This is a genomic window from Neobacillus sp. PVCKKU3 (assembly GCF_058323225.1).
Map to the genome: position 1 here is coordinate 40,052 of NZ_JBLVQN010000034.1, position 22,419 is coordinate 62,470.

At 44.4% G+C, this 22,419-nt stretch carries 15 protein-coding genes; 7 read left to right on the plus strand and 8 right to left on the minus strand.

Annotated features, from left to right (window positions below; all coding sequences use genetic code 11):
• The first annotated feature begins 63 nt into the window (after positions 1-63).
• From ACNQGS_RS20710 to ACNQGS_RS20720, 3 genes are all read left to right on the plus strand, one after another.
• On the plus strand, positions 64-2,142 hold the full coding sequence (locus tag ACNQGS_RS20710) for a molybdopterin-containing oxidoreductase family protein (RefSeq protein ID WP_491489019.1): 2,079 nt from the start codon (positions 64-66) through the stop codon (positions 2,140-2,142).
• Positions 2,143-2,293: 151 nt separating this feature from the next.
• Positions 2,294-2,536 carry a carboxymuconolactone decarboxylase family protein gene (locus ACNQGS_RS20715; protein WP_378583387.1) on the plus strand — a complete coding sequence of 81 codons (243 nt, stop codon included), beginning with the start codon at positions 2,294-2,296 and terminating at the stop codon, positions 2,534-2,536.
• A gap of 15 nt (positions 2,537-2,551) precedes the next feature.
• A complete protein-coding gene (locus ACNQGS_RS20720; RefSeq protein WP_491489020.1) occupies positions 2,552-2,881 on the plus strand; it encodes a carboxymuconolactone decarboxylase family protein in 330 nt (109 codons plus the stop codon).
• Between the two features lie 154 nt (positions 2,882-3,035).
• Here ACNQGS_RS20720 and ACNQGS_RS20725 read toward each other — a convergent pair whose 3' ends face one another.
• Together ACNQGS_RS20725 and ACNQGS_RS20730 are read right to left on the minus strand one after the other, a co-directional pair.
• Positions 3,036-3,389, minus strand: coding sequence for a hypothetical protein (locus ACNQGS_RS20725; RefSeq protein WP_491489021.1), 354 nt, complete (start codon positions 3,387-3,389; stop codon positions 3,036-3,038).
• Between the two features lie 145 nt (positions 3,390-3,534).
• On the minus strand, positions 3,535-4,371 hold the full coding sequence (locus ACNQGS_RS20730) for a YitT family protein (RefSeq protein ID WP_491489037.1): 837 nt from the start codon (positions 4,369-4,371) through the stop codon (positions 3,535-3,537).
• Between the two features lie 330 nt (positions 4,372-4,701).
• On the opposite strand from ACNQGS_RS20730, the gene ACNQGS_RS20735 reads away from it, so the two are divergent.
• Complete coding sequence (locus tag ACNQGS_RS20735; RefSeq protein WP_491489022.1) at positions 4,702-8,235, plus strand: bifunctional 2',3'-cyclic-nucleotide 2'-phosphodiesterase/3'-nucleotidase; 3,534 nt, start codon at positions 4,702-4,704, stop codon at positions 8,233-8,235.
• A 200-nt stretch (positions 8,236-8,435) separates the two neighbouring features.
• On the opposite strand, the gene ACNQGS_RS20740 is transcribed toward ACNQGS_RS20735, so the two are convergent.
• Positions 8,436-10,391, minus strand: a complete 1,956-nt coding sequence (locus ACNQGS_RS20740) for a bifunctional 2',3'-cyclic-nucleotide 2'-phosphodiesterase/3'-nucleotidase (protein ID WP_491489023.1) — start codon at positions 10,389-10,391, stop codon at positions 8,436-8,438.
• Between the two features lie 180 nt (positions 10,392-10,571).
• On the opposite strand from ACNQGS_RS20740, the gene ACNQGS_RS20745 reads away from it, so the two are divergent.
• A complete protein-coding gene (locus tag ACNQGS_RS20745; RefSeq protein ID WP_491489024.1) occupies positions 10,572-10,991 on the plus strand; it encodes a VanZ family protein in 420 nt (139 codons plus the stop codon).
• Between the two features lie 74 nt (positions 10,992-11,065).
• On the opposite strand, the gene ACNQGS_RS20750 is transcribed toward ACNQGS_RS20745, so the two are convergent.
• Positions 11,066-16,369 (minus strand): DUF4350 domain-containing protein, encoded by a 5,304-nt coding sequence (locus ACNQGS_RS20750; RefSeq protein ID WP_491489025.1) that lies wholly within the window; start codon positions 16,367-16,369, stop codon positions 11,066-11,068.
• Positions 16,370-16,546: 177 nt separating this feature from the next.
• Here ACNQGS_RS20750 and ACNQGS_RS20755 point away from each other — a divergent pair, with 177 nt between their 5' ends.
• Positions 16,547-17,686, plus strand: a complete 1,140-nt coding sequence (locus ACNQGS_RS20755; RefSeq protein ID WP_491489026.1) for a HupE/UreJ family protein — start codon at positions 16,547-16,549, stop codon at positions 17,684-17,686.
• A 55-nt stretch (positions 17,687-17,741) separates the two neighbouring features.
• Here the strand turns inward: ACNQGS_RS20755 and ACNQGS_RS20760 are convergent, their stop codons facing one another.
• The 3 genes from ACNQGS_RS20760 to ACNQGS_RS20770 all read right to left on the minus strand — a co-directional run bounded on the left by ACNQGS_RS20760 (position 17,742) and on the right by ACNQGS_RS20770 (position 19,720).
• The gene (locus ACNQGS_RS20760; RefSeq protein WP_491489027.1) at positions 17,742-18,617 is read right to left on the minus strand and encodes an ADP-ribosylglycohydrolase family protein; all 876 of its coding nucleotides are present in this window, start codon (positions 18,615-18,617) and stop codon (positions 17,742-17,744) included.
• An 88-nt stretch (positions 18,618-18,705) separates the two neighbouring features.
• A complete protein-coding gene (locus tag ACNQGS_RS20765; protein ID WP_491489028.1) occupies positions 18,706-19,146 on the minus strand; it encodes an NUDIX hydrolase in 441 nt (146 codons plus the stop codon).
• A 109-nt stretch (positions 19,147-19,255) separates the two neighbouring features.
• Complete coding sequence (locus ACNQGS_RS20770; RefSeq protein WP_491489029.1) at positions 19,256-19,720, minus strand: hypothetical protein; 465 nt, start codon at positions 19,718-19,720, stop codon at positions 19,256-19,258.
• Between the two features lie 268 nt (positions 19,721-19,988).
• On the opposite strand from ACNQGS_RS20770, the gene ACNQGS_RS20775 reads away from it, so the two are divergent.
• Positions 19,989-21,287: an NCS2 family permease gene (locus ACNQGS_RS20775; protein ID WP_491489030.1), complete on the plus strand. Its 1,299-nt coding sequence runs from the start codon at positions 19,989-19,991 to the stop codon at positions 21,285-21,287.
• Between the two features lie 115 nt (positions 21,288-21,402).
• Here the strand turns inward: ACNQGS_RS20775 and galE are convergent, their stop codons facing one another.
• Positions 21,403-22,374 carry a UDP-glucose 4-epimerase GalE gene (galE, locus tag ACNQGS_RS20780; RefSeq protein ID WP_491489031.1) on the minus strand — a complete coding sequence of 324 codons (972 nt, stop codon included), beginning with the start codon at positions 22,372-22,374 and terminating at the stop codon, positions 21,403-21,405.
• Positions 22,375-22,419 lie beyond the last annotated feature (45 nt).

Below are 22,419 nucleotides of genomic sequence, written 5' to 3' on the forward strand. Positions count from 1 at the left end.
CGTGACAATCAAGCACCTTCTGCGATAGTATTAATCTATAAAGCTCTTTAAAGGAGAATGCTTATGCCTTCCTACGAAAATCTCCCGCGAGACGGGATTTTTCATGCGGTTTGCCCGCTTGACTGTCCAGACCAGTGCGGGCTGTTGCTTCATAAACAGGATGGAAAAATTGTCAAGGTCGAGGGCGACCCGGAGCACCCCGTGACAAAAGGGCACATTTGCAATAAGGTTCGGAACATGGCGGAACGGATTCATGACGAAAAACGCCTGCAATATCCGCTAAAGCGCGTTGGGGCTAAGGGCGAGGGACGTTTCGCCCGCATTAGCTGGGACGAAGCGCTGAGCACCATCACGAACCACTGGAAGGAACTGATTCAAACGGACGGGCCGGAGAACATTCTTCCCTATAGCTTTTACGGAAATATGGGGCGGCTCGCTGCTGAAGGCATGGACCGCCGCTTTTGGAACAGGCTTGGTGCATCAAGGATTGACCGGACCATCTGCAACTCAGCCGGAGCGGTCGGCTACAAGTATACAATGGGCGGCAGCTTTGGCATTGACCCTGAGGAGACAATTCACACGAAATTGTTCATTTTCTGGGGCATCAATGCGGTGAGCACGAACATGCACCAGGTGGCCTTGGCGCAAAAGGCACGCCGCGAAAATGGCGCCAAGATTGTCGTCATCGATGTCCATAAAAACCAGACTGGAAGATTGGCAGATTGGTTTATTCCGATTTTGCCGGGAACGGACAGCGCCCTAGCCCTCGGAATCATGCACATTTTGTTTAACGAAAACATGGTCGATGATGATTTTTTGAAAAAATATACGGTTGGGTACGAGGAACTGCGGGAGCATGTGAAGCAATATGACCCGATGGCGGTTTCGGAAATTACCGGGGTTCCCGTTGACGATATCTATAGATTGGCACGAATGTATGGGACAACATCGCCTTCTTTTATTCGGATTGGCAACGGCCCGCAGCACCACGATAATGGCGGCATGTTTGTCCGGACGGTTTCCTGCCTGCCGGCGCTGACTGGCCAGTGGCTGGTGAAGGGCGGCGGCGCCATCAAAGGCAATTCGGGATTCTTGGCCCATAATGCAGCAAGGCTGCAGCGGCCTGATTTTTTGAAAAATAATAACACACGCAGTGTGAACATGAATTTGCTTGGCGATGCCTTGCTGACGCTTGACCCACCGGTGAATTCTCTATATGTATACGGATCTAACCCGGCGGTTGTGGCTCCTTCAAGCAAGAAGGTGCGTGAAGGGCTTGCCCGTGAAGACTTGTTTACTGTCGTGCACGATTTATTTTTAACAGAAACGGCCAAGTATGCGGATATCGTACTTCCTGCGACATCGTCGTTCGAAAACACCGATTTCTATACTTCGTACTGGCATCATTTTGTGCAGCTGCAGCAGCCGGTCATCGAACCGTTCGGCGAGGCTAAGTCAAATGTCGAGGTGTTCCGACTGCTCGCTGAGCGAATGGGCTTTACGGATACGGCGTTTACTGAGACGGAAACGGAAATGATTAGGGGTGCGCTCGATAACCCGCAGAATCCTTATTTGAGCGGTGTGAGCTACGAGTTTCTGGCAGAGCGCCATTATATGAAGGCGAATGTTTTGCCGTTATTCCCGGGCAGGCTGCCGACACCAAGTGGGAAAATCGAATTATATTCAGAGCGGATGAAGAAGGACGGGTACCCGCCCCTGCCAACCTACGTGCCATTAGTGGACGAAGGCGAGGAGTTTCCGTTTCAATTTGTCCCGGGTCCGAACCATAATTTCTTGAACACGACTTTTTCAAATAATGAAAGGCACATTTCTTTAGAAAAAGAGCCGCGACTTTTTCTAAATTGGGAGGATGCATCGCGGCTGGGGATTGAAGATGGTGGGCAGGTCCGGGTCTGGAATCATCGCGGCGAGATTGAGCTGAAAGCCGCTGTCGGGGACAGCGTTCTTCCGGGAGTCGTTGTGACCCAGGGTTTATGGGCAGATGAAACAGGGATATCGGACGCAACGGTAAAAACAGAAACAAAGCACCTAGTAAACATCCTCACTCCCGACCGAATTGCCGATATGGGCGGCGGCGCCACCTTCTTCTCCGGCCGGGTAGCAGTCGAAAAACTACAATGAGCTGTAAAAACATACAAAATGTCCGCCAGCGTGAACAGAACGCCAATTTGTCCACGCTGGGTGCCTGACACACCATATTAGACTCTACATTACACTTTCTGAAAATTATGATAAAATGTACGAGCAGGTATCTTATTTAGGAGGTAGTTTGATGGCGAGGATCCCATATGTGGAGTATGAACAGGCAACGGATGAGACGAAGCAGATGTACAAAAGGCTAGAGAATATGAATGGGCAGGTTGTGAATATTTATAAGCTTCTCGGCAACCATCCAAAGGCGTTGCAGGGATTAATGGGCATGAGCTTGGCAACATACCGTTCAGGGGAATTAGAGCCCCAAATGGCGGAGCTGGTTTATCTCTATACCTCCGCGCTGAACCAATGTCACTACTGAATACCTACCCATATTATGCTCGGTCGGAGCGTAGGTTTATCGAAGGAAAAAGTAGAGCAGCTGCGTCAATGGCGAGACAGTTCGGTATATAACGATAAAGAAAGGCTGATTTTGGAATATACAGAGGCATTGGTGAAGGACATCCGAATATCCGATGAATTGTATAAGCGTGTTGCTGAGCAATTTTCACCGAAACAAATCATCGATATCTGTTTTACCAGTGGGATATCAGGCATTATCAACCGCATCCATGGGACATTTCAAACCGAGGTCGATGAATTAACCCAAAACCATGAATTCGTGAAGGAAAGCCAGGATGCTCTAAAGGCAAATTCTAACTCCTAAATAGCCAACTGAATTTACATTACCAAAAACATAAAAAGGAAGTATCCCAACTTCTAAAGAATGAGGATGCTTCCTTTTTTTTAAAATACTTTTAATCATGGAGCAACCAAATGAAAATGTTACGGATTGTATATGCAGATTTTTAATGGAGGTCTTATAACTGAAGATGTATTTTAAGTTTCGCCAGCTCCCGTTCATTTCTAGCTGCCTTTTCCCAAATATGGTCCTGGTCTGCCTGCATGTCGGTTAGCTTAGCGTGAATTTCCGCGAATTGTTTTTGGTTTTCGGCACGCATTTCCGAGAGTACTGCTTCAATCCCTTGCTGTTCACTACGCAATTCTGACAGTTCTGCTTTTATTCCTTGCTGTTCCCCTCGTAATTCCGACAGTTCCGTTTTTATTCCTTGCTGTTCCCCTCGTAATTCCGACAGTTCCGTTTTAATCCCGCCCACCATTCCAATTAAATTAGAAAGCATTTCCTCTAACCTGTCTAATCGTTTCTCATCCATCACAATCACCTCCCTTTTTTAAAAAAAATTATACTCCTATATCCTTTTCATTACTATGCCAAAAACAGTAAACCTGTCGAAATATCACCTATCAGACATTATTTTGTCAGTGTCCACGCGCAGTGCCTGACCTCTACATAAACCTCTATCCTGCCTTGTACCCTTTCCCCATCATTTCGTGAACGTTGTGGACGGTGACGTAGGCGTTTGGGTCGATGTCAGCGATGATGTTTTTAAGTTGGACGATTTCTTGTTTGTTGATGACGATGTAGAGGACTTCTTTTTTCTGGCCGGTGTAGCCGCCATATCCCTCGAGGACGGTGAGACCGCGTGACATTTTTTCTGTGATACCAGCTAAAACCTCTTCCGGCAAATTGGAAATAATTAACACAGCTACCCGTTCATCGAGCCCTTCGACAATGAAATCAATCGCCTTCGCCCCGACGTACACAATCAGCAGTGTGAACATCGCTTTTTCCAAGCCGATGATGAAAATTGAGCCCGCCACGACGACAATGTCAATGATGAGCATCGCTTTTCCCATGCTCCAGCCAAAAAATTGATTCGCCAGTCTTGCCAAAATTGTCGTGCCTCCGGATGTTCCTCCCGCTCGAAAAATGAAGCCCAAGCCCGCTCCCACCAGCAATCCAGCAAACAACGAGGCAAGCAGGGTATCTTCCGTTAGCTTTTTTCCAATATCCTCTGTTAAAAATAAAAACCCTGAACAGGCTGCAAGCGAAACTAGTGTATAAACAAAAGCTCTTTTATCAAAAAATTTATATCCTATTAAAATTAGTACGGCATTTAATACGAAGTTCACAACACCTGGCGACCAGCCAAACAAATAGTGAGCCACTATCGTGATCCCTAAAATGCCGCCTTCGGAGAGATGGTTTGGGATCGTAAAATAATTCACCCCTATCGCAAAAATAAGGGCACCGAGAAAAATATATAGCATATCCTTTGCGGTTTTTTTCATCACAATTGCCGTCCTTTGCATAAGTACTTTCTAATAGAATACAACAAATTCTCGTAAATGTTTATGAGAAATAGATATTTACCCTTTAGGTACTTTTAGACCTATGACTTCCTTCCCTTACGAAACTTGGAAAAGTTTTTTATGATGAAAAAGCTTAGGTGAAAAATAAGGAAGGACTGCCTAAAAAAGGACATAAATTCCTAATTAAGAACATATTTCTTATACGTCGCTATTTTTGTCCTTCAATAAGAACAAAATGGTGCATAGACTTTTTTTAGGGGGGATTTCATTTTTCCTGAAGTAAACTGATAGATTACTAGGAGGGCGACTTGGTTGAAAAAGAGAAAAATAACTAAAGCAAAGAAATTTTTATCCACAGCACTTGCCGTTTCACTTGTTACCGTTCCATTTTTTCCAACGGTAAAAGCTGGTGCGGCAGCCCCGAAGAACAGCAATGCTAATCCAAAAGTAGAACTGCGTCTAATGGAAACGACCGATCTGCATACCAATCTACTTAACTATGACTATTACAAAAATGCAGAATACTTAAAGGTTGGACTGGCAAGTACTGCCGCACTTGTAAAGGATGCCCGTAAAGAAGTAGAAAACAGTCTTTTGGTCGATAACGGTGACTTGATTCAAGGGACTCCGCTCGGTACCTACTATGCAAAAATAGAACCGTTAAAGGATGGCCAGGTTCACCCGGTCTTCAAAGCGATGAACCAAATGGGCTATGACATGGCTACCTTAGGTAATCACGAATTCAACTACGGGCTTGATTTTTTAGATGAAGCTTACGATGATGCGAATTTCCCGTTTGTTAACGCCAACGTTTATGTCGATGACCATGACAATAATCCGGAGAATGACGTCAACAAATTTACTCCTTATAGAATTATCAACAAAAAAGTCGTTGATGAGCAAGGCAAGAAGCATGTAATTAAGGTTGGCTTTATCGGCTTTGTACCTCCGCAAATCAATGATTGGGACAAGGCCAATCTAGATGGCAAGGTTATTACGAAAAATATCGTGGACACTGCCAAGAAATTTATTCCGCAAATGCGCGAAGAAGGTGCTGATGTCATTATCGCAATGACGCACTCCGGATTCAGCGGAAACAAGGCCAACACAGAAGATGTTATCTATGCGTTAAGCGAAGTTCCTGGAATTGATGCAATTACCTTTTCGCATACGCATAAGTTGTTCCCTGCAAAGGATCTTAAGTCTTTAGATGGATTGTTCAAAGGTCCCGACGGTAACCCGCTTCCTGGTGTGGATAATGTCAAAGGGACCATCAACGGAGTTCCGGCGGTTCAAGCCGGTTATGGCGGCGGTTCATTAGGAATTATCGACCTTGACCTTGTAAAAGAAAAGGGCAAGTGGAAGGTAGGAGATTCGCAATCTCAAACACGTGAAATCTATTCGCCAACCCAGGTTAAACCAGTTCAATCCATCGTGGATGCGCTTAAAGCAGACCATGAAGCAACCATTAAATACGTCAACACCCCAATTGGAAAAACTACAGATGATATTTATAGCTACTTTGCGCTTGTACAAGATGATCCATCTATTCAGGTGGTGACAAATGCGCAAAAATGGTTTGCGGAAAAATATATTGCTAACAACAAACCAGAGCTTCAAAACCTTCCTATCCTTTCCGTTGGCGCACCATTCAAAGCGGGACGGAACGGAGTAGCGGAGTATACAGAAATTCAAAAAGGTGATTTGACAATCCGTAGTGCAGGTGACTTATATCTTTATGACAATACGTTAAAAGCCGTAAAGGTCAAAGGTTCAGTTGTAAAAGAATGGATTGAAATGTCTGCAGGTAAATTTAATACAATCGATCCTACAAATACTGCTCCGCAAGAATTATTAAATTCAAAGTTCGCGGTCTATAACTTTGACGTTATTGATGGAGTAAACTATCAAATCGATGTAACTGCACCTGCGAAATACGACCCATCGGGAAATGTAATTAATCCAGAGTCAAGCCGTGTAGTAAACCTTACCTATAACGGACAGCCAGTTGACCCAAACCAAGACTTTATCGTCGTAACTAATAACTATCGTGCTGGCGGCGGTGGTAATTTCCCTGGACTGAAGAATGCAGAGCTTGTTATTGACTCCGCAGATGAAAACCGTCAAGTGTTAATGGATTATATCTCTGAAATGCAAGAAATCACACCAACAGCTGATAATAACTGGTCAATCGCTCCAATTTCCGGAAATGTCGATGTAACCTTTACATCATCTCCAGAAGCTGAAAAATATACGACGGACGGCGGTAATATTTCGTACACTGGAGTAACAGATTCAAACGGCTTTGGGATTTTCAAACTAGATATTGGCGGCGCACCTGTAAAAGTACAGCTCCTAGGCTTAAACGATTTACATGGCCAGCTTGATACAGATACAAAAATTGGTGACAGACTTGCTGGAAGCATGGAATATACAGCCGCAGCGATTCGTCAGCGAGAAGCAACAAACAAAAACACCCTTCTTGTTAACGCCGGTGACATGATTGGCGGCAGCCCGCTGATTTCAGCCTTATTCCAAGATGAACCAACTGTTGAAGTTATGGAGTCTTTGGGCATGGATGTGGGAGCGCTCGGGAACCATGAATTCGATGAAGGAATTGCCGAATTACAGCGGATGATGAATGGCGGCGAGCATCCAGGAGGAAAGGGTACTGCCGGCTATGATGGAATGAACTTCCCTGTTGTAGCAGCCAACGCTTTTGATAAATCAACAGGGGAATTGATTACAGGGAAACCCTATGTGATTAAAGAAGTTGGCGGGAAGAAGATTGGTTTCATCGGAGTCATTACGCAAGAAACTCCGGACATGATAGTAACCAAAGGAAATGAAAACCTACAAATTACCGATGAAGCAGAAGCTATTAATAAGTACACGGCTGAATTGAAAGCACTGGGTATTAAAGCAATTGTTGTTCTTGCCCATAATCCTACTGCCCAAAACGGCTATGTCGATGGATTTGATGCTTCCAGGATTGCAGAAAATGTAGATGATGAAGTAGATGTGATCTTTGCTGCTCATAACCATGTTTATAACAATAAAGTAGTCGATAACAAACTAATCGTTCAAGCCTATTCCTACGGATCTGCTTTTTCTGATGTGGATCTAGAGCTTGATCTTGACACAGGTGACATCATCAACAAGCAAGCAGAGATTGTTACCGTTTTTCAAGACCAGTACACACCTGACCCTGCTGTTTCAGCGATTATGAAAAAGTATGAGGATAAGGTGGCACCGATGAAAGCCGAGGTGGTCGGGAATTCGTTGACTAGTTTGGAAAAGGCGTACCCTTCTGCTGCAGATGTGATTGGTGACAACGGGCTAGGCAACCTTATTGCCGATGGCATGAAAGCGGCAATGGGATCAGACTTCGCGTTAATGAACGGCGGCGGTGTCCGTGCCAATCTTGATGCTGGAGAAGTAACGTTCGGAGATTTATTTGCGATTCAGCCATTTGGAAATGTGTTAAACAAAGTAAATTTAAGCGGTGCGGATTTAGAAACGGTTTTGAACAACCAAATTACTGACCGCGGCCTTGACTTTCATATTGCTGGGTTTAAGTACACCTTCACTTATGACCCTGTATCAAAAACTGGTAAAGTCGTGGATATATTCCTGCCGGACGGAAGCAAAATTGATCCGAACAAAGAGTATTCCGTGGTCGTAAACAATTACATGTACGGTAATGCGAAATACGGAATTGGCGCTCTTTCAACAGACCTTGAGGTAGGTCCAGAGGATTTAGAGGCAACCGTTGAATTTGTTAAATCCCTGCCAAAACCATTTGAATATAAGGCTGAGGGACGGATTCAAAAAGTGACACAATAATTGTTTTTTTAGATTAGCAAAGCAGTCTGACCTCGGGTTAGACTGCTTTTTTTACGCCTCACTACGTAATAGCGAGGTTTTACTACATAAAATGGATTTCTAACCGCAAAATTTTAATGTCTCACTACAAAATCCTTTGCCCTCACGACATTTTTTGGAATTATCATCCAATAAAAGCCCTTTGCCTACATTAAAAAGAATTAATTTGTTAAATCAATCGAATACTTCGCAAACCCACCACCCAATGGCCCAATGTATTGAATATTTTTGAATAGCTTCGCATAGTCCTGCGCTCTTTGCGAGGACTCAAACACAGGGACCACTGTGCCCTGGAATTTTGCAATAGACCAGTTCTGGTCCGCAGACGGGTTAATCGTTTTGTTTTCACGAATGTAGTTTGTAATGATTTGGCGACTTTCATCCGGCGACTGAAGAACGACTTCACCCTGGCTGACTCCCGGGAAGGTTTTGCTGGATGCCCGGTAGTTGTTTGTCGCCACAATGAACTTCTGGTCAGCAGTAACCGGCCTACCCTGATACATTAGGTTCACGATTCGGCTGGAGTCTGGATTAATCAGCTTCCCGTTATAATCATATTTTGCAGGCTTGGTCACATCCACCTGGTACTGAACCCCGTCAATGATATCAAAATTATAGGACCGGAAATCTGGATTAATCAGCTGCTGCTCGCCTCCCGCTGCCGGATTCAAATGATTGAATTGCCCCGCACTCATTTCAAGCCAATCCTTTAGCTGAGCCCCATTCACTAACACAGCGTGAAGCGTATTTGGATACAAATATAAGTCAGCGACATTTTTAATTGCCAGTGTTCCTTCTGGGATATCCGTGTAATAGCTAGACCCGCCGCGTCCGCCGGCTTTAAAGGGTGCTGCCGCCGAAAGGACCGGAATGCCTGCAAATTTGCTGTAGGTTGGATCCTTTAATTTTTCAACCAAATACTCCGTTTGCGCATTATTGACGATTTGCACGGACGGGTCGTCCTGGACAAGAGCAAAATAACTGAAAATCGGTGCGGTAGTCTCGCCAATTGGCTGGTTGACGTAATCAATCGTACCGATATGTTCCGGTAAGATTTCTTTCATTAACGCTTCGTCAGTTGCCACAAGAGAATTGCCTTTTTCATCGGCAATCGGCCTGAGCGTGCTCGTGCCGCCTGCGACTGCCCATTTTCCACGAATTTTTTGCAACTTAAGGTCAATGACACCCAAATGGCTTCCGAACGAACCCGCCATTACGACTGGTTTACCGTAGATAGTTCCTTTTTCAAGATTTGTATTTGGCAAATTCGCATAGAGCGGACCCGGGAATAAGTTATGCGAATGGCCGGTAAATACGGCGTCAATGCCCCTGATTTGTGTTAAGTAGTAGGCTGCATTTTCCATGTCAGGTGAATAGGGTTCAGCGCTGATTCCGGTGTGGGCAAGTGCAACAATCACGTCTGCCCCCTTCTTTTTCATTTCCGGGACCAATTTTTTCGCCGATTCTACAATCGATTTGGTGGTTACCTTGCCCTCTAAATTAGCTTTATCCCATTCCATGATTTGCGGCGGCACAAAGCCAATGACTCCGACTTTAATGACGTGGTTTTGCCCTTCATCATCGATTACCTTTTTATTAAAAATTACATAAGGTTCAAAATAGTGTTTGCCAGTTGTTGCATCATAAACATTAGCGTTGACGACTGGCATTTTCGCCCCTTCCAAGGCGCGGGTTAAAAAGTCGAGCCCGTAATTAAATTCGTGGTTTCCAACAGTAATCGCATCGTATCCTAGCATATTAAAGGCTCTCGTGACCGGATGAACGTCACCATCTTTTAACCCTCTTACCTTTGCGACATAATCACCCAGCGGATTCCCTTGGATATTATCGCCGTTGTCAAAAAGCAATGAGTTTTTAACCTCGCTCCGGGCTTGTTTAATTAAGGAAGACGTCTTTACCAGCCCTACCTTGTTATCTTCTTTTGTCTGGTAATAATCATAGTTTGCTAAAAAAACATGCAAATCGGTGGTTTCAAGCAGGCGTAACTGAACCGTAGGATCCTCCCTTACCGCGGTGGCTAATTTCGGAAAAATATGACCTGTGAGCTGCCCGGCTATCAATAGCAACAAGACAGCCACAAACGTTATCCTCTTCATTAAAGAAAAATCCTCCCCTTACCTGTCAAAAAATCATACAAACAAAAATAGTATTTGTAGAATGATTTAGAATATGAATTAAAATGGAGAAATTTTCAGGGGAACCAGGGCCATCAGCAAGCTAAGCGAGTATAAAATAAATTCCTAAAGACCAAAATGGGGGCTAGAGGAGGCACTTTTATGAGAGTTTTACTAATCCTACTTTGTGCGGGAGCCATTTTTGTCTCTACGTGTACATATAGCTTTGATCAATTCATACGATTTGGGGAGATTCAGTTTGAGTGGGACCTTCATCCAAACTTATCTGTGTTCTTGGAGCCATTGCCATCCCACCTTAGCGGTGATTTTCTGCTTCAAAAAGTGGGGCATTTCAGCGCATTCTTCATCCTGACATTGCTGCTCCAATCACGGTTTCAAGCTAAAGGGGTGGCGCTGATTCTGGCCATTTCCTACGGGGTATTCACGGAGATTCTACAATTATACTTTACCCGCGATGGCAGACTGTTTGATATCGGGTTTGATTCCGCCGGCGTTTTGCTGGCATTGGCTGTAAGTGCTACATGGGGACGGTTCTCGCGTACCATCGACAATGATGCATGAGAACCGTCACCATGCATCAAAAAAAGGACCGCTCTAAAAGACAATTCTGTCTGATAAAGCAGTCCTTTTTTAAATTATTTACCTGAGTTGTTTTTTGGAACAGTTACAGTAGCAGTTCCTGTTGCGGTATTGCCTGCCTTATCTGTTGCTACATAGGTAATAGTATAAATACGGCCATTGCCATTACCGTTTCTTTCGGCACGAAGGCTGAATGCTGTATCCTCTGTACCATACGAAGTATCTTGGATATCATTCGGTACGGCATTTTCCTCATTAATCGTGATTGATTTTAAAACCACTGAATCGATTCCTGAAGTCACATCATCGGAATTCAGGGATGCTTTTATATCGACCATTTTATGATTTGGAGACCAAAGAATCGGCTGGTCGACCGACACCGTTAATGTTGGTGCTGTTTTATCAATCTTTACTTCTACCGACTTGACGTCTTCGATATTTCCCTTGACGTCTTTGCTGCGGTAATCCAGAGTATGAACTCCGTCAGAAGACAATTGAATCGGCTCGGTGTAATCCGTCCATTCTCCGCCATTTAAACGGTATTGGGTCGACTTAACACCTGACATATCATCACTGGCTGTTAATCTGATAGTAACATCAGATTGATACCAGCCGTTTTTGCCGGTTTGTTCTTTCGGATTCACTGTTGTCGTCGTTACTGGAGCAGTAACATCCGGAGTCCCAATTAATTCCTTCGTATTTCGAACACGAATCCGTTCACCTTGGGCAAATGCGCCGGAAAGCCCGACTGCCTCGAGCGTGTCACCAACTTGAAGTGCCGGAACCGGACCGCTTTGGTTTACGATGTAACCGTCGGTAAACACTAACACATCACCGGAGCCGTCGTTTACGAAATAAGAATTATCATCAAACTTACCTGTTACCAAGCCTTTAACCTTCACAAGTAGCCCCTGATTAGCATCCGAGGTTGCTTCACCAGTTTGAACCGTTTTTGGCTGGACAGGCTCGCTTGTTCCAATTTTTATAACATCTTGGGCGAAGCTACCAAATTCAAGCTCTTTGTTGTTCTCAAAGGTCTTGATGTGGCCATACACACGAACCCTATCGCCCTCAATTAAAGTTCCATCCGGCACTTCCTGGAAGGCCATGATTCCGCCAGTATCATCCTGTAAATAGAATGCATCGAAGAATACCCCTGCACCTGTGGTTACCGTTCCTTCAACCACAACCTCAGTCCCGTCTTCCAGTTCTCTAGCATCACCCAGCTTTGTAATAACAGTGCCACGGTCTGCTAACCAGTTAATAGAGTTCAGAGCTACTTCGTCATTTCCCTTTGGATTGTAGGACTCATCCATTTGCTTATCATTCATGAAGTTCATACCGGATACAATAATTCTACCTTTTCCGATTACTTCTGAAGCAATCGCTGGAATGGTTGAACCTCCTTGATTATCAGAAACACTGTCGTAAACGTAGTTGCCTGATGCAATACTGCCCTGGTATGTGGTTTCATTACCCTTTGCAATAATTGTTACTGTCTCACTATCCGTTAACGGCTGATGGCCTACCTTTTCCAAACTTGAACCGCTGTAGTATTCAAGCGTGTCGGCACGGTCCGTGATATAGTTGGAAACTGGCTCTAAGTGCAGACGGACGGAAAATTTGGACTTAAGCGGATCAGACCAGAAGTTTCCTTCTTTTGTATCGTCGTTTATGCCATCATTATTAATTTGAATCGTTGAACCCATTTGTTCAAGCAAGTCATTATTAATGTTCGTATCGTTTTTAAAATTACTCTTATCCGTTAATAACAAGGAACCGCCATTACTTACAAAATCAGCAACGACTTTATTTTCATCGGCTGATAAATCCACCTGCGGATGGGTTAATACCAATACTTTTACATCCTTTAACGTATCAGCAGTTAACGGCTGTTTATTTTCAACGACCGTATACCCTTCACGCTGGACCATTTTTGTAAACGCAGTGAAGTTATTTTTATAAGTACCGGGATCTGTTGATGTGTTTTCATTCTTATGAGCCGCATCAATCATCACCGTGATACCCAGTGATTGTTTAATCGTTACCGCCTTGCTGAATTGGTTGTCCTCCGGACTGTCGCCTGTTGGCGTATCGACCACAGCAATCAGCGTATGATTTCCGGCAACTGGGTTGTCCCATGTCGCAGTTGCTTTTCCAACACCTTTAGAGGCTAGGGAACCAATTGTTGCTTCACCGATAAGATTACTGCTCACAACTTCATCGTAATAAAACTTAACAGTTAAGTTAGAAAGTGCTGTTTTACCAAGATTGCTGATGCCTGCCTCCAATGTTGCCGGGTTGCCAGATACAATTGATCCACCTGCCACATCCAATCCACTTACACGGACATCGACATCTTGTTCCTTCGTCCAAATTGGCGCGGAGTAAATTTGCTCCCCGTCCATTTGCGTAACTTTTACAACAAACCACTGCTGACCGCCAGTAACGTTAACTTCCGGGTTCCATGAAAAGTCTTTCGTCATCGGCTCATAAGTATCGACTACTTTTGAGCCATTTGTAATGAGTTCGACTTTTTTCACGCGGTCGTCAGACTTATAATCTGACGGCAAGAAGTTATATTCCGCGATGGAATTCGATTCAGTCACTGAGTCTGACCCTTTAATATCAAACTTTAGCGATTTGCTGTTCACAACTGAACCCATGTATTGGCCGTTTGCTAGCATATCTAATTTAAAGTTTGGATCCTCTTCCATATAAACGCGCATGTTCCGCATAGAATGCAATAAGGAATTTTGTGATAAATCACTTGCGACGATAACGGTTCTCTTCAAAGTTTGGCCCCATGTACCTTCATGGTTGTCCTCGCCATAGGTCGGTGCGATATGCCAGCCCAAATCAAGGGCGCTGAAGAATTTTTTCTCGGCATTCGCATAGCCGTAGTGTCCTGAACCGTTCCCTACCTCAAGCATGGTAAATAGTTTATCTACTTTTTGATCATAAGGCATAAAGTTATTAAAGGCATTGGCAGACATATCAGGATGGTTAAATTGGGCAGCAATATTGTCATAGGTTAATACCCATGCATAATACTGGTTTAAATCCTGATATTTTCCGCCATTCATTTTTCGATCGATAAAATTATCTGTCCCAAACACGTTGGAGTGACCCCATGTGGTGGTCGTCATTTCGAAAGCAGGAAAGACAACATAATCGTCTTTTGTGTATTGGGTAGCAAGGTCCTTAGTCAGCTTCCACTGGTTGCCGCCTGTTCTTTCAGGCATTCCATTTGGTTGAACAGTGTCTTGACCAACCAATTCCGGATCAATATCGTGGGAGTGGTCTGAGAAGGCAAACCAATCATACCCATGGGCCTTGCCGGCTTTAAGAGCATCTTCAGGTGTACCGGCTCCATCATGGGAAATATTCGTATGGTTATGGGTTGTTCCGCGATAATGTTCCCCGCCAGTGAATGGTTTTGCCACTGTAAATGACCAAGAAGCCGTGCTTTGGTATCCCTTCGTGTCGTATGCTTCGACCGTAATCGTATGGGTACCGATTGCCAGTGGTTCTGCCAGCTCCAACTGCAATGGATTAACCGATGTTTTAACGAAAGATGTGATATCGCTGCCATCCAATTTTACCAACAGTTTTGAAAAATTAATCCCGCTCGGATCTTCCAATTGGAAGCTGATATCCGGAGTGGTTGTTTCAACAATGGCATTATTGTTCGGTTCAAACCCGGAAATTTCCGGACCTTGAGTATCGGTTTCGACATTGACAGCAAATGGTGATGCAGAGGACCCAGCCGTCTTCACTTCGGATGAATTTCTCGCTTCTATATAGTAACTGAAGCCTTCAAGCGGCAAATTAGCAGCATTCAGGACAGCACTGTATTGATCCTGATCGCCTTTGACCATTGGCAGGGAATGGTATTCAGTTTCCGATTGTCCTTTATAGAAAACAGTCACCGTCTCGGCCCCAGGTGCTGTAGCAATAAACTGGGTGCCAGTTCCTCTATAGGCCGTTGTGATTTGGTCGTGCTGCAAGGATAGAGCGAAATATTCTTGTACATCATTTGCATTTCGCGGAAAAACTTGATAGCCGCTTGTATATGGACTTGTCGAGTCATACTGGCCCGCAATTCCGGTAAATGTATAAGTGCTATCCTTTTTAATTGTATCGGCAACATTAATGCCGGTTGTTTGCATTACTCTTACCAATGTGCTTTTTCCTGCGTCATCAGTAATTGTAATATTGGAACCTCCACCGCTTGGAGTCGCTGGAACATCGGTTACTTTTCCTCTAACCTGTATTAGAGTTCCTTCGATAGGTTCTGCTGTATTATAGTTATTTAGGACCGCCAGTTTTTTGATAAAATTTGTCGGTACTGTATGGCCGCTGCTGAGCACTTCGATGCTGGATGGCTTGATTTCGGTTAAGCCCCGATAAAATAGGACCTGTCCCGTCACTTTTACCTTGCTTCCGACTGTGACTTCCTGTGAGGAACCAAAAATATTGATACCGCCAGTAGCATCTTGGATGTAGAACGTATCTGTGCCTACTACGTTATTGGCGACTGTTACAATTCCTTCGACAGTGACGGTTTGGTTTAGTAGATTAGGTTGTCCGGTACTGTTGTTATCACGGACATTTTTAATATAGATAGAGCCTTCGGAAATCGGGTCCGGTGTGACAAGTGTCGGTTCAATTGGTGAACTTGAGCTTTGCGGATTTGGATCGGCCAACACAAAATCATTGACATTATCATTTGTGTCCCAGCCATTTCCGTTTCCTGCTCCCTCGGTTGTTGGGTTAGAGCTGTCGTTTGCTAGCCTTTCAGCAGATTTTGTTGCTGATGGCGGCTGGGTTGGGCCGTTTCCTTCTTTATCATTGGCGCCTCCGTAACCGACAAAGTCAACAACATTGGCATCTGATGAGCCGGAAACAGCTGAGGTAGTTTTAGCTAACGCTACCTTCCCGTCTGATCCACCCATGGCAATTCCACCATCTTTAATATCAGGGTTAGGAAGATCTACGGTGCCGCTACTGCCCGGTTTTTCTTGGACTAAATAGTACCCATGTGCCTTAATAACACCTTTTAGCGTTGTCATTGCGCTTGCGCTAGTACTGAATGAGCCGCCTTTTGCAGCATACTGAACAGACCAGCCCTCAAGGCTGATATCTTGATCTGTTGGGTTGTACAATTCAATAAAATCGTTTTTGTACGTGGCCCCGCTGTTGCCGCCCCCGCCATACACTTCACTTATAACCACATTTCCAAACTGAGCCGCCTCAGCATGAATCGTGTTAAAAGTAAAGTTAGGCAGGAATGACCCTCCCACCATTAGGGCAGAAAGTCCGATACTCCCCCATTTTTTCACACGATTACTTCGCATGGTTTTCCCCCTCGTTTTTTTCTCTTACAATTTAAATCTATCACGAAATATATAAAAAGAATATTGAAATTACTAGATTGATTTTTGGAAAATTACCCCTTTCATTGCAAAAAAATGCGATATTTTTCGGTAATTTTCTTATAATAGTAATGACACCGTTCAGGAGGAATTTAAGAAGTGGAGAATTTTTTAAAAAATAGGTTTGGAGTATTGCTTTTACTATTTCTGTTTACCATGCCTGGCTTAGGATATGCTCACGCGTTAAGCGCCGCATTTACTACTATTAACCTAGGCCAGGACGAAACAGAGTTAGTTTATTCGATTGATACGCTATCCGTCATTGAAGGAGTCGGTGGTGACAAGAATGATGACAGCACCCTGAGTAAAGACGAACTTAAAAACATTGAATTTAGGCTGGAAGAGTGGGTCATGGATAGTCTCATTGTGGAAGCGGATGGGAAGCAGCAAAAGGGGAAACTGACTGGTTTAAAGCTGGAACAAAAGGGGGAAAAGGAAGTCGTCACGCTGAGATTTACGTATCCAGTGTTCCAGGTCGGCACCACAGTTAAGTTGGTGGACGGGATTTTTTATCAGGGACAAAACGCTGCCTACTATAATAACTTCTTATCGGTTAACTACAACGGCCAAGTCAGTGAAGCGGTCTTGCACGGAAAGGACCGCGAATGGGCGATGCTGCTGGCGGAAACCCAACAGCTACAGCAACAGGATGGACAGGAAGCGCCCGAGACTTCAGGTATTAAGTCTGGGAGCCATTCGTCATGGTTTTCTTTCTTTACTTTAGGTATGGAACATATCCTGACAGGCTACGACCACCTTTTATTCCTATTTGCCCTGTTGTTGCGAAAGCAAACCTTTAAACAATACGCCGCAATTGTGACATCATTTACTCTTGCCCACAGCATCACGCTTAGTCTGGCTGTTTTAGGGTTTGTGACGCTGCCTTCCCGGTTCGTCGAGGCCGTGATTGCCTTCAGCATTTGTTATGTAGCGATTGAAAACATTATCCGCAAAGATATCAAGCGCCGCTGGGGCATCACTTTCCTGTTTGGTTTAATCCACGGGCTTGGGTTTGCTTCGATTTTAAAGGAAATGAATATTCCAAAAAGCAGTTTGGCAGCGGCACTCGTTAATTTTAATATCGGCATCGAGGTTGTCCAGCTGGGGATTGTACTGCTACTTCTGCCATTGCTGACTTATATTTTCAAACTCAAAGCTTCTGACAAAATCATCCGCTTCGGATCGATTGTGATTTTTGTATTGGGAGCAGTTTGGCTGGTCGAGAGGATCTTTTTTTAGAAGGAGACCTAGAGAAGGGTGATACATGGGGACGGTTCCCTTGCATCACCCTTTTTTATTTTACAAGTTCATAAAGCTTTAGGCTTAATTCCTCGAGTTCTGCTTTTTCAAGCAATACATCGCAGTACTTTGTTGGCAGCTCTTTATAGCCACATGCTAACCCTGCCAGTCCACCTGCGATAGCGGCGACTGTGTCGGTATCATAACCTTCGTTAGTAGCGCCTATCACAACATCCAAGAAGGATTCGCTGTTGAGGAGCCAATATATTACCCAATGCATCGTATTCACAACAAAACCATCGGGCGGTGGTGTTGGTCTTTTTCCATTTAAGTCAGATTCATAGATGGTTCCCTTGATTTCGACTTGGATGGCCTCCTTCAGCCCTGCACCTCGAAGGACATGAAAGGCAATCCTGTTATAAATAAGGCAGGCTTCGTCTGCTAAGGAGTCATAGTGCGTCATTTTAGATTGTTCCCTTGTCACCTCTTCAACCTTTTCAAGGTCCCGGTAGGCTAATGCAACAGGAAGGCAGCGCATTAATGTGCCATTGCCTGCAGATTTTCCGCCAAGATAGTGATTATGGGCTTTTTCGGCAGCGATTGCCCAACTGCCCTTGCTGTATGTACTTAAAACCGCACGAATGATGTTGCCAATATCTTTAGGATTTGTCGCATACCATTTTAAAAATTCTTCCCCTATCGATTCGATTGGGTTTTCTGGGTTTTTTAGGATTCCTTTTGCAACAGCCACTGTCATGGCCGTATCATCAGTGGTTTCTCCCTTTTCAAGGTTCCAGACCCCCCCGCCGATAATCTCCGTCACCTTCCCATATTTTCTGCAAATTTCTTCGCTTGTTAAAAATTCGGTCGTGCCACCCAGAGCGTCGCCAATGGCCAGACCGAAAAAGGCTCCTTTAATTTTGTCTAACATAACTTCACCTCTTCGTTCATTAAAAGATATAGTGCATGAGTCGAGCGCTTACGCCACGGAAATGATGCATAAGAACCGTCCCCATGCATCATCCAAACGTGTTAATAATGCTAGTAACTAACGGGCTGGTCTTTTCCGGAAGATTCCCGGTGTCAAAAAATCCTGCATCTAGTGTTTCATGCCCATCAATTTTGATATTTGCGTTTTTAATATCTTTTGATTTGTATGCAATCGTGACGGGATAGAATTGGTCGCCATTCGGCAGTTCGACAAAATACTGCTTTCCTGAAAAGACCCCTGCCAGCTCGAGTTCGCCAATTTCAACTCCGGTTTCTTCGAACACTTCGCGTCTTGCCGCTTCTTCTGCTGACTCAGCTAACTCCAACAAACCACCTGGCAGCCCCCACATTCCGTTGGGTCTTTTTTGGAGAAGAAGCCTTCCCTGGTTATCGAGGGCCCCTACACAGGCACCGACCAATATCAGCGGCCGTGTGCCTACAATTTTCCGTAAATCCTCAATGTACCCCATTTAAGCCTCCATACTTTTTCGATCTTAAATGATTTAATTCTCTGATCATCCAGTATATTCCTTCTGATTCCATACAAACCTATTGAACGTGTGGACCTGGCACCCTCTATTACTGACCATTGTAATCCCAAAGAATACACCATTTTTCTTTTTCTTTGACGGCGAAGACCTCTTGTTTGAGATCAAAGTTTCCGTATTTTCCTTTATAGGTTTGGGTAACGAGGATTCTGTAGACATTTTTGAAGGCAGGTCCTTCTTTCGACATTTCCCATTTATCTAGTTTCTCAGCACCATCAAGTGTATAGGTAAATGTTTCAACCCCGAAATGATTCATAAATACATGGGCCCGATCTTGAATATAGGCGCCTTTGCCAAATCTTTTCTTCATCTCAGAATGGAACAGCGCCCATGAACTGGCGAAATCCCCCTGCTGCTCATATTCATAAAACTCATTCACCACAGCTACTGCCTGTTCGTCCGATGAAACAAAAACACATCTCACCAGCATCAAAACCGCAGCTATCAACAAAATCCCCATTAACAGCCCTTTTACCGGTACATTTCTTCTCCTCATGATGCACTCCTTTACGCTGGAAAAGCTTATATACCAAAGAATATGTCTTAACACGTCCAAATAGTAGCACTTTAGACCAGACGCAGCCGGACAAGTGTCCACCCTGGGCGGACATTTGTCCACAGCAGATTACTGACACCTTTGTTGACAGCGATATAATAATCATCAAAATGTATGGGAAATATAGAATTACCTATTGCAAGTTTATTTAAATGCGAATAATATTATAAAGTATTTATTCTATCGTTCGTGTTTTGGAGGAACTAAGATGTTTAGACTTACAGAAAATGGTACAAACGTGAGAACAGAAGTGCTTGCGGGGATAACTACTTTCTTCACGATGGTGTATATCGTCGTGGTAAACCCGGTTATTCTTGCTGATGCGGGCGTTCCGTTTGATCAGGTTTTCACTGCCACTATTTTAGCTACTGTTGTGGGCTGTCTTTGGATGGCGCTGTTCGCCAATTATCCAATCGCCATCGCGCCAGGAATGGGGCTGAACGCCTACTTTGCCTATTCCGTCGTCGGCGGTCAGCACATCAGCTACACTACCGCCTTTGCCGCTGTTTTTGTAGCCGGTATTATTTTTGTCATCTTGTCATTAACTCCCCTCAGGGAAAAATTAATTGAAGCCATTCCGGAGAATCTGAAGCATGGAATTACCGCCGGGATTGGTCTGTTTATCGCTTTTATCGGCCTGCGGCTTACCAAAATCATCGTTGCGGATCCAGTGAATCTAGTCCGTCTCGGCGATCTTCATTCAGCATCTGCTCTGTTAACCATTTTAGGACTAGCCGTTACTCTGATCCTTATGGTTTTAAGAGTGAACGGGGCTTTATTTTTCGGGATGATTATCACTGGAATTGTTGCCTTTTTCACCGGACAGCTTTCTTTTGATAAAGGCTTCCTATCCTTCCCTTCACTTCCAGAAGGGTTGATGGTCGCCAATCCCATCACAGCGCTTGGTGATGTCGTTCATCACAGCCTTTACGCGGTTGTTTTTTCTTTCATCCTAGTAACGATTTTTGACACAACCGGAACGATGGTCGGGGTTGCAAACCAGGCTGGATTAATGAAGGGTGACAAGCTGCCGCGCGCCCGCCACGCTTTGCTGTCTGACTCCGTAGCTACTGCAATTGGGGCAATGTTTGGGACAAGCCCAACCACGGCCTATATTGAGTCAACATCCGGGGTTGCTGCAGGTGGCCGGACTGGATTGACCACTCTTACGGTTGCCGTACTGTTTATCTTGTCTGCTTTCTTTGGACCGCTAGTCGGTGCTGTATCCGGGATTTCGGCGATTACATCTCCGGCGTTGATTATTGTCGGAAGCCTGATGATGGCTAACATTGCAAAAATCCGCTGGGGCGAGCTTGAGGAAGCGTTCCCTGCTTTCTTGACGATTTTGGCCATGCCGCTCACTTCGAGCATTTCAACTGGTATCGCCCTTGGCTTTATCAGCTATCCGCTGTTAAAATTGGTCAAAGGAAAAGGGCGTGACGTACACCTGCTTGTCTATGTTTTTGCGGTGCTGTTCTTCATCCAGCTTGCCTTTTTACAGCATTAAAAAATGCTAGCTAATATGCAAAAAAGTCCAATCTGCTGAATCGATGCGAATTGGACTTTTTTAATTTGATGGTGTAGTTCTATTTAAAATGAGGCAAAAGAACCGTCCCCATGCATCAGTATCGCTGCTCCTGGTGCCAGTTCCAGGCGTCGGCGATGATGCGTTCTAGGTTGCGTTCTGCTTTCCAGCCGAGTTCGTTGAATATTTTATCGGAAGAGGCTACGAGTCTTGCTGGGTCGCCGGCGCGGCGGTCAGCCATTTCGACGTTGGCCTTCACGCCTGTTACGCGTTCGCACGTTTCAATTACTTCTTTAACGGAGTATCCGAGCCCGTTGCCGAGATTGTAGATCTCCGCCGTTTTCTCTCCAGATAACAGCGCTTCAAGTGCAAGAATATGAGCCGAAGCCAAATCGGTGACATGAATATAATCACGGATACATGTGCCGTCCTCGGTATCGTAATCCGAACCGAAAACAGAAATCTTTTCCCGCTTGCCTAACAACTGCTGGAGAATAATTGGAATCAAGTGCGTTTCCGGATCATGGCTTTCCCCAATCACAGCAGATTCATGTGCTCCTGCAGCATTAAAGTACCTTAGTACAACATAATGTAAATCATAGGCTTTTGAAAAATCAGCCAAAATCTGCTCGATCATTAGTTTTGAATGGCCATACGGATTGATTGGTGCCGTTGGCGTTGATTCATCGATGATGTCCACATTCGGAATTCCGTATGTAGCCGCTGTGGATGAAAAAATAAAGTTTTTGACATTGTGTTTCATCATAACTTTTAATAAAGTTAAAGTAGAAGCAACATTGTTCTGATAATATTTCATTGGGTCAACGACTGACTCGCCAACGAGACTGTTTGCCGCAAAATGCATCACGGCCTGTATCGGATAACTATGAAAAATCATGTCCAAATCTTCTTCATTGCCAAGGTCGCCTTTTACAAAAATCGCCTGGCTGTCAACGGCATCGCGATGGCCGGTAGACAGGTTGTCCAATACGACTACCTCGTCTTTTTCAACTAGTTCTTTCACAAGATGGCTGCCAATATAACCTGCGCCGCCTACAACAAGGATCATCATTCATTTCCCCTTATATAAGATTCACGTGACTTATGTATTATA

What these genes read in the sequence shown, in the direction of transcription:
- ACNQGS_RS20710 (WP_491489019.1), top strand. Translation starts at nt 64, where the DNA reads ATGCCTTCCTACGAAAATCTCCCGCGAGACGGGATTTTTCATGCGGTT.
- ACNQGS_RS20740 (WP_491489023.1), bottom strand. Translation starts at nt 10,391, where the DNA reads ATGAAGAGGATAACGTTTGTGGCTGTCTTGTTGCTATTGATAGCCGGG.
- ACNQGS_RS20745 (WP_491489024.1), top strand. Translation starts at nt 10,572, where the DNA reads ATGAGAGTTTTACTAATCCTACTTTGTGCGGGAGCCATTTTTGTCTCT.
- ACNQGS_RS20775 (WP_491489030.1), top strand. Translation starts at nt 19,989, where the DNA reads ATGTTTAGACTTACAGAAAATGGTACAAACGTGAGAACAGAAGTGCTT.
- galE (WP_491489031.1), bottom strand. Translation starts at nt 22,374, where the DNA reads ATGATCCTTGTTGTAGGCGGCGCAGGTTATATTGGCAGCCATCTTGTG.
- ACNQGS_RS20760 (WP_491489027.1), bottom strand. Translation starts at nt 18,617, where the DNA reads ATGTTAGACAAAATTAAAGGAGCCTTTTTCGGTCTGGCCATTGGCGAC.
- ACNQGS_RS20720 (WP_491489020.1), top strand. Translation starts at nt 2,552, where the DNA reads ATGCTCGGTCGGAGCGTAGGTTTATCGAAGGAAAAAGTAGAGCAGCTG.
- ACNQGS_RS20770 (WP_491489029.1), bottom strand. Translation starts at nt 19,720, where the DNA reads ATGAGGAGAAGAAATGTACCGGTAAAAGGGCTGTTAATGGGGATTTTG.
- ACNQGS_RS20725 (WP_491489021.1), bottom strand. Translation starts at nt 3,389, where the DNA reads ATGGATGAGAAACGATTAGACAGGTTAGAGGAAATGCTTTCTAATTTA.
- ACNQGS_RS20715 (WP_378583387.1), top strand. Translation starts at nt 2,294, where the DNA reads ATGGCGAGGATCCCATATGTGGAGTATGAACAGGCAACGGATGAGACG.
- ACNQGS_RS20750 (WP_491489025.1), bottom strand. Translation starts at nt 16,369, where the DNA reads ATGCGAAGTAATCGTGTGAAAAAATGGGGGAGTATCGGACTTTCTGCC.
- ACNQGS_RS20765 (WP_491489028.1), bottom strand. Translation starts at nt 19,146, where the DNA reads ATGGGGTACATTGAGGATTTACGGAAAATTGTAGGCACACGGCCGCTG.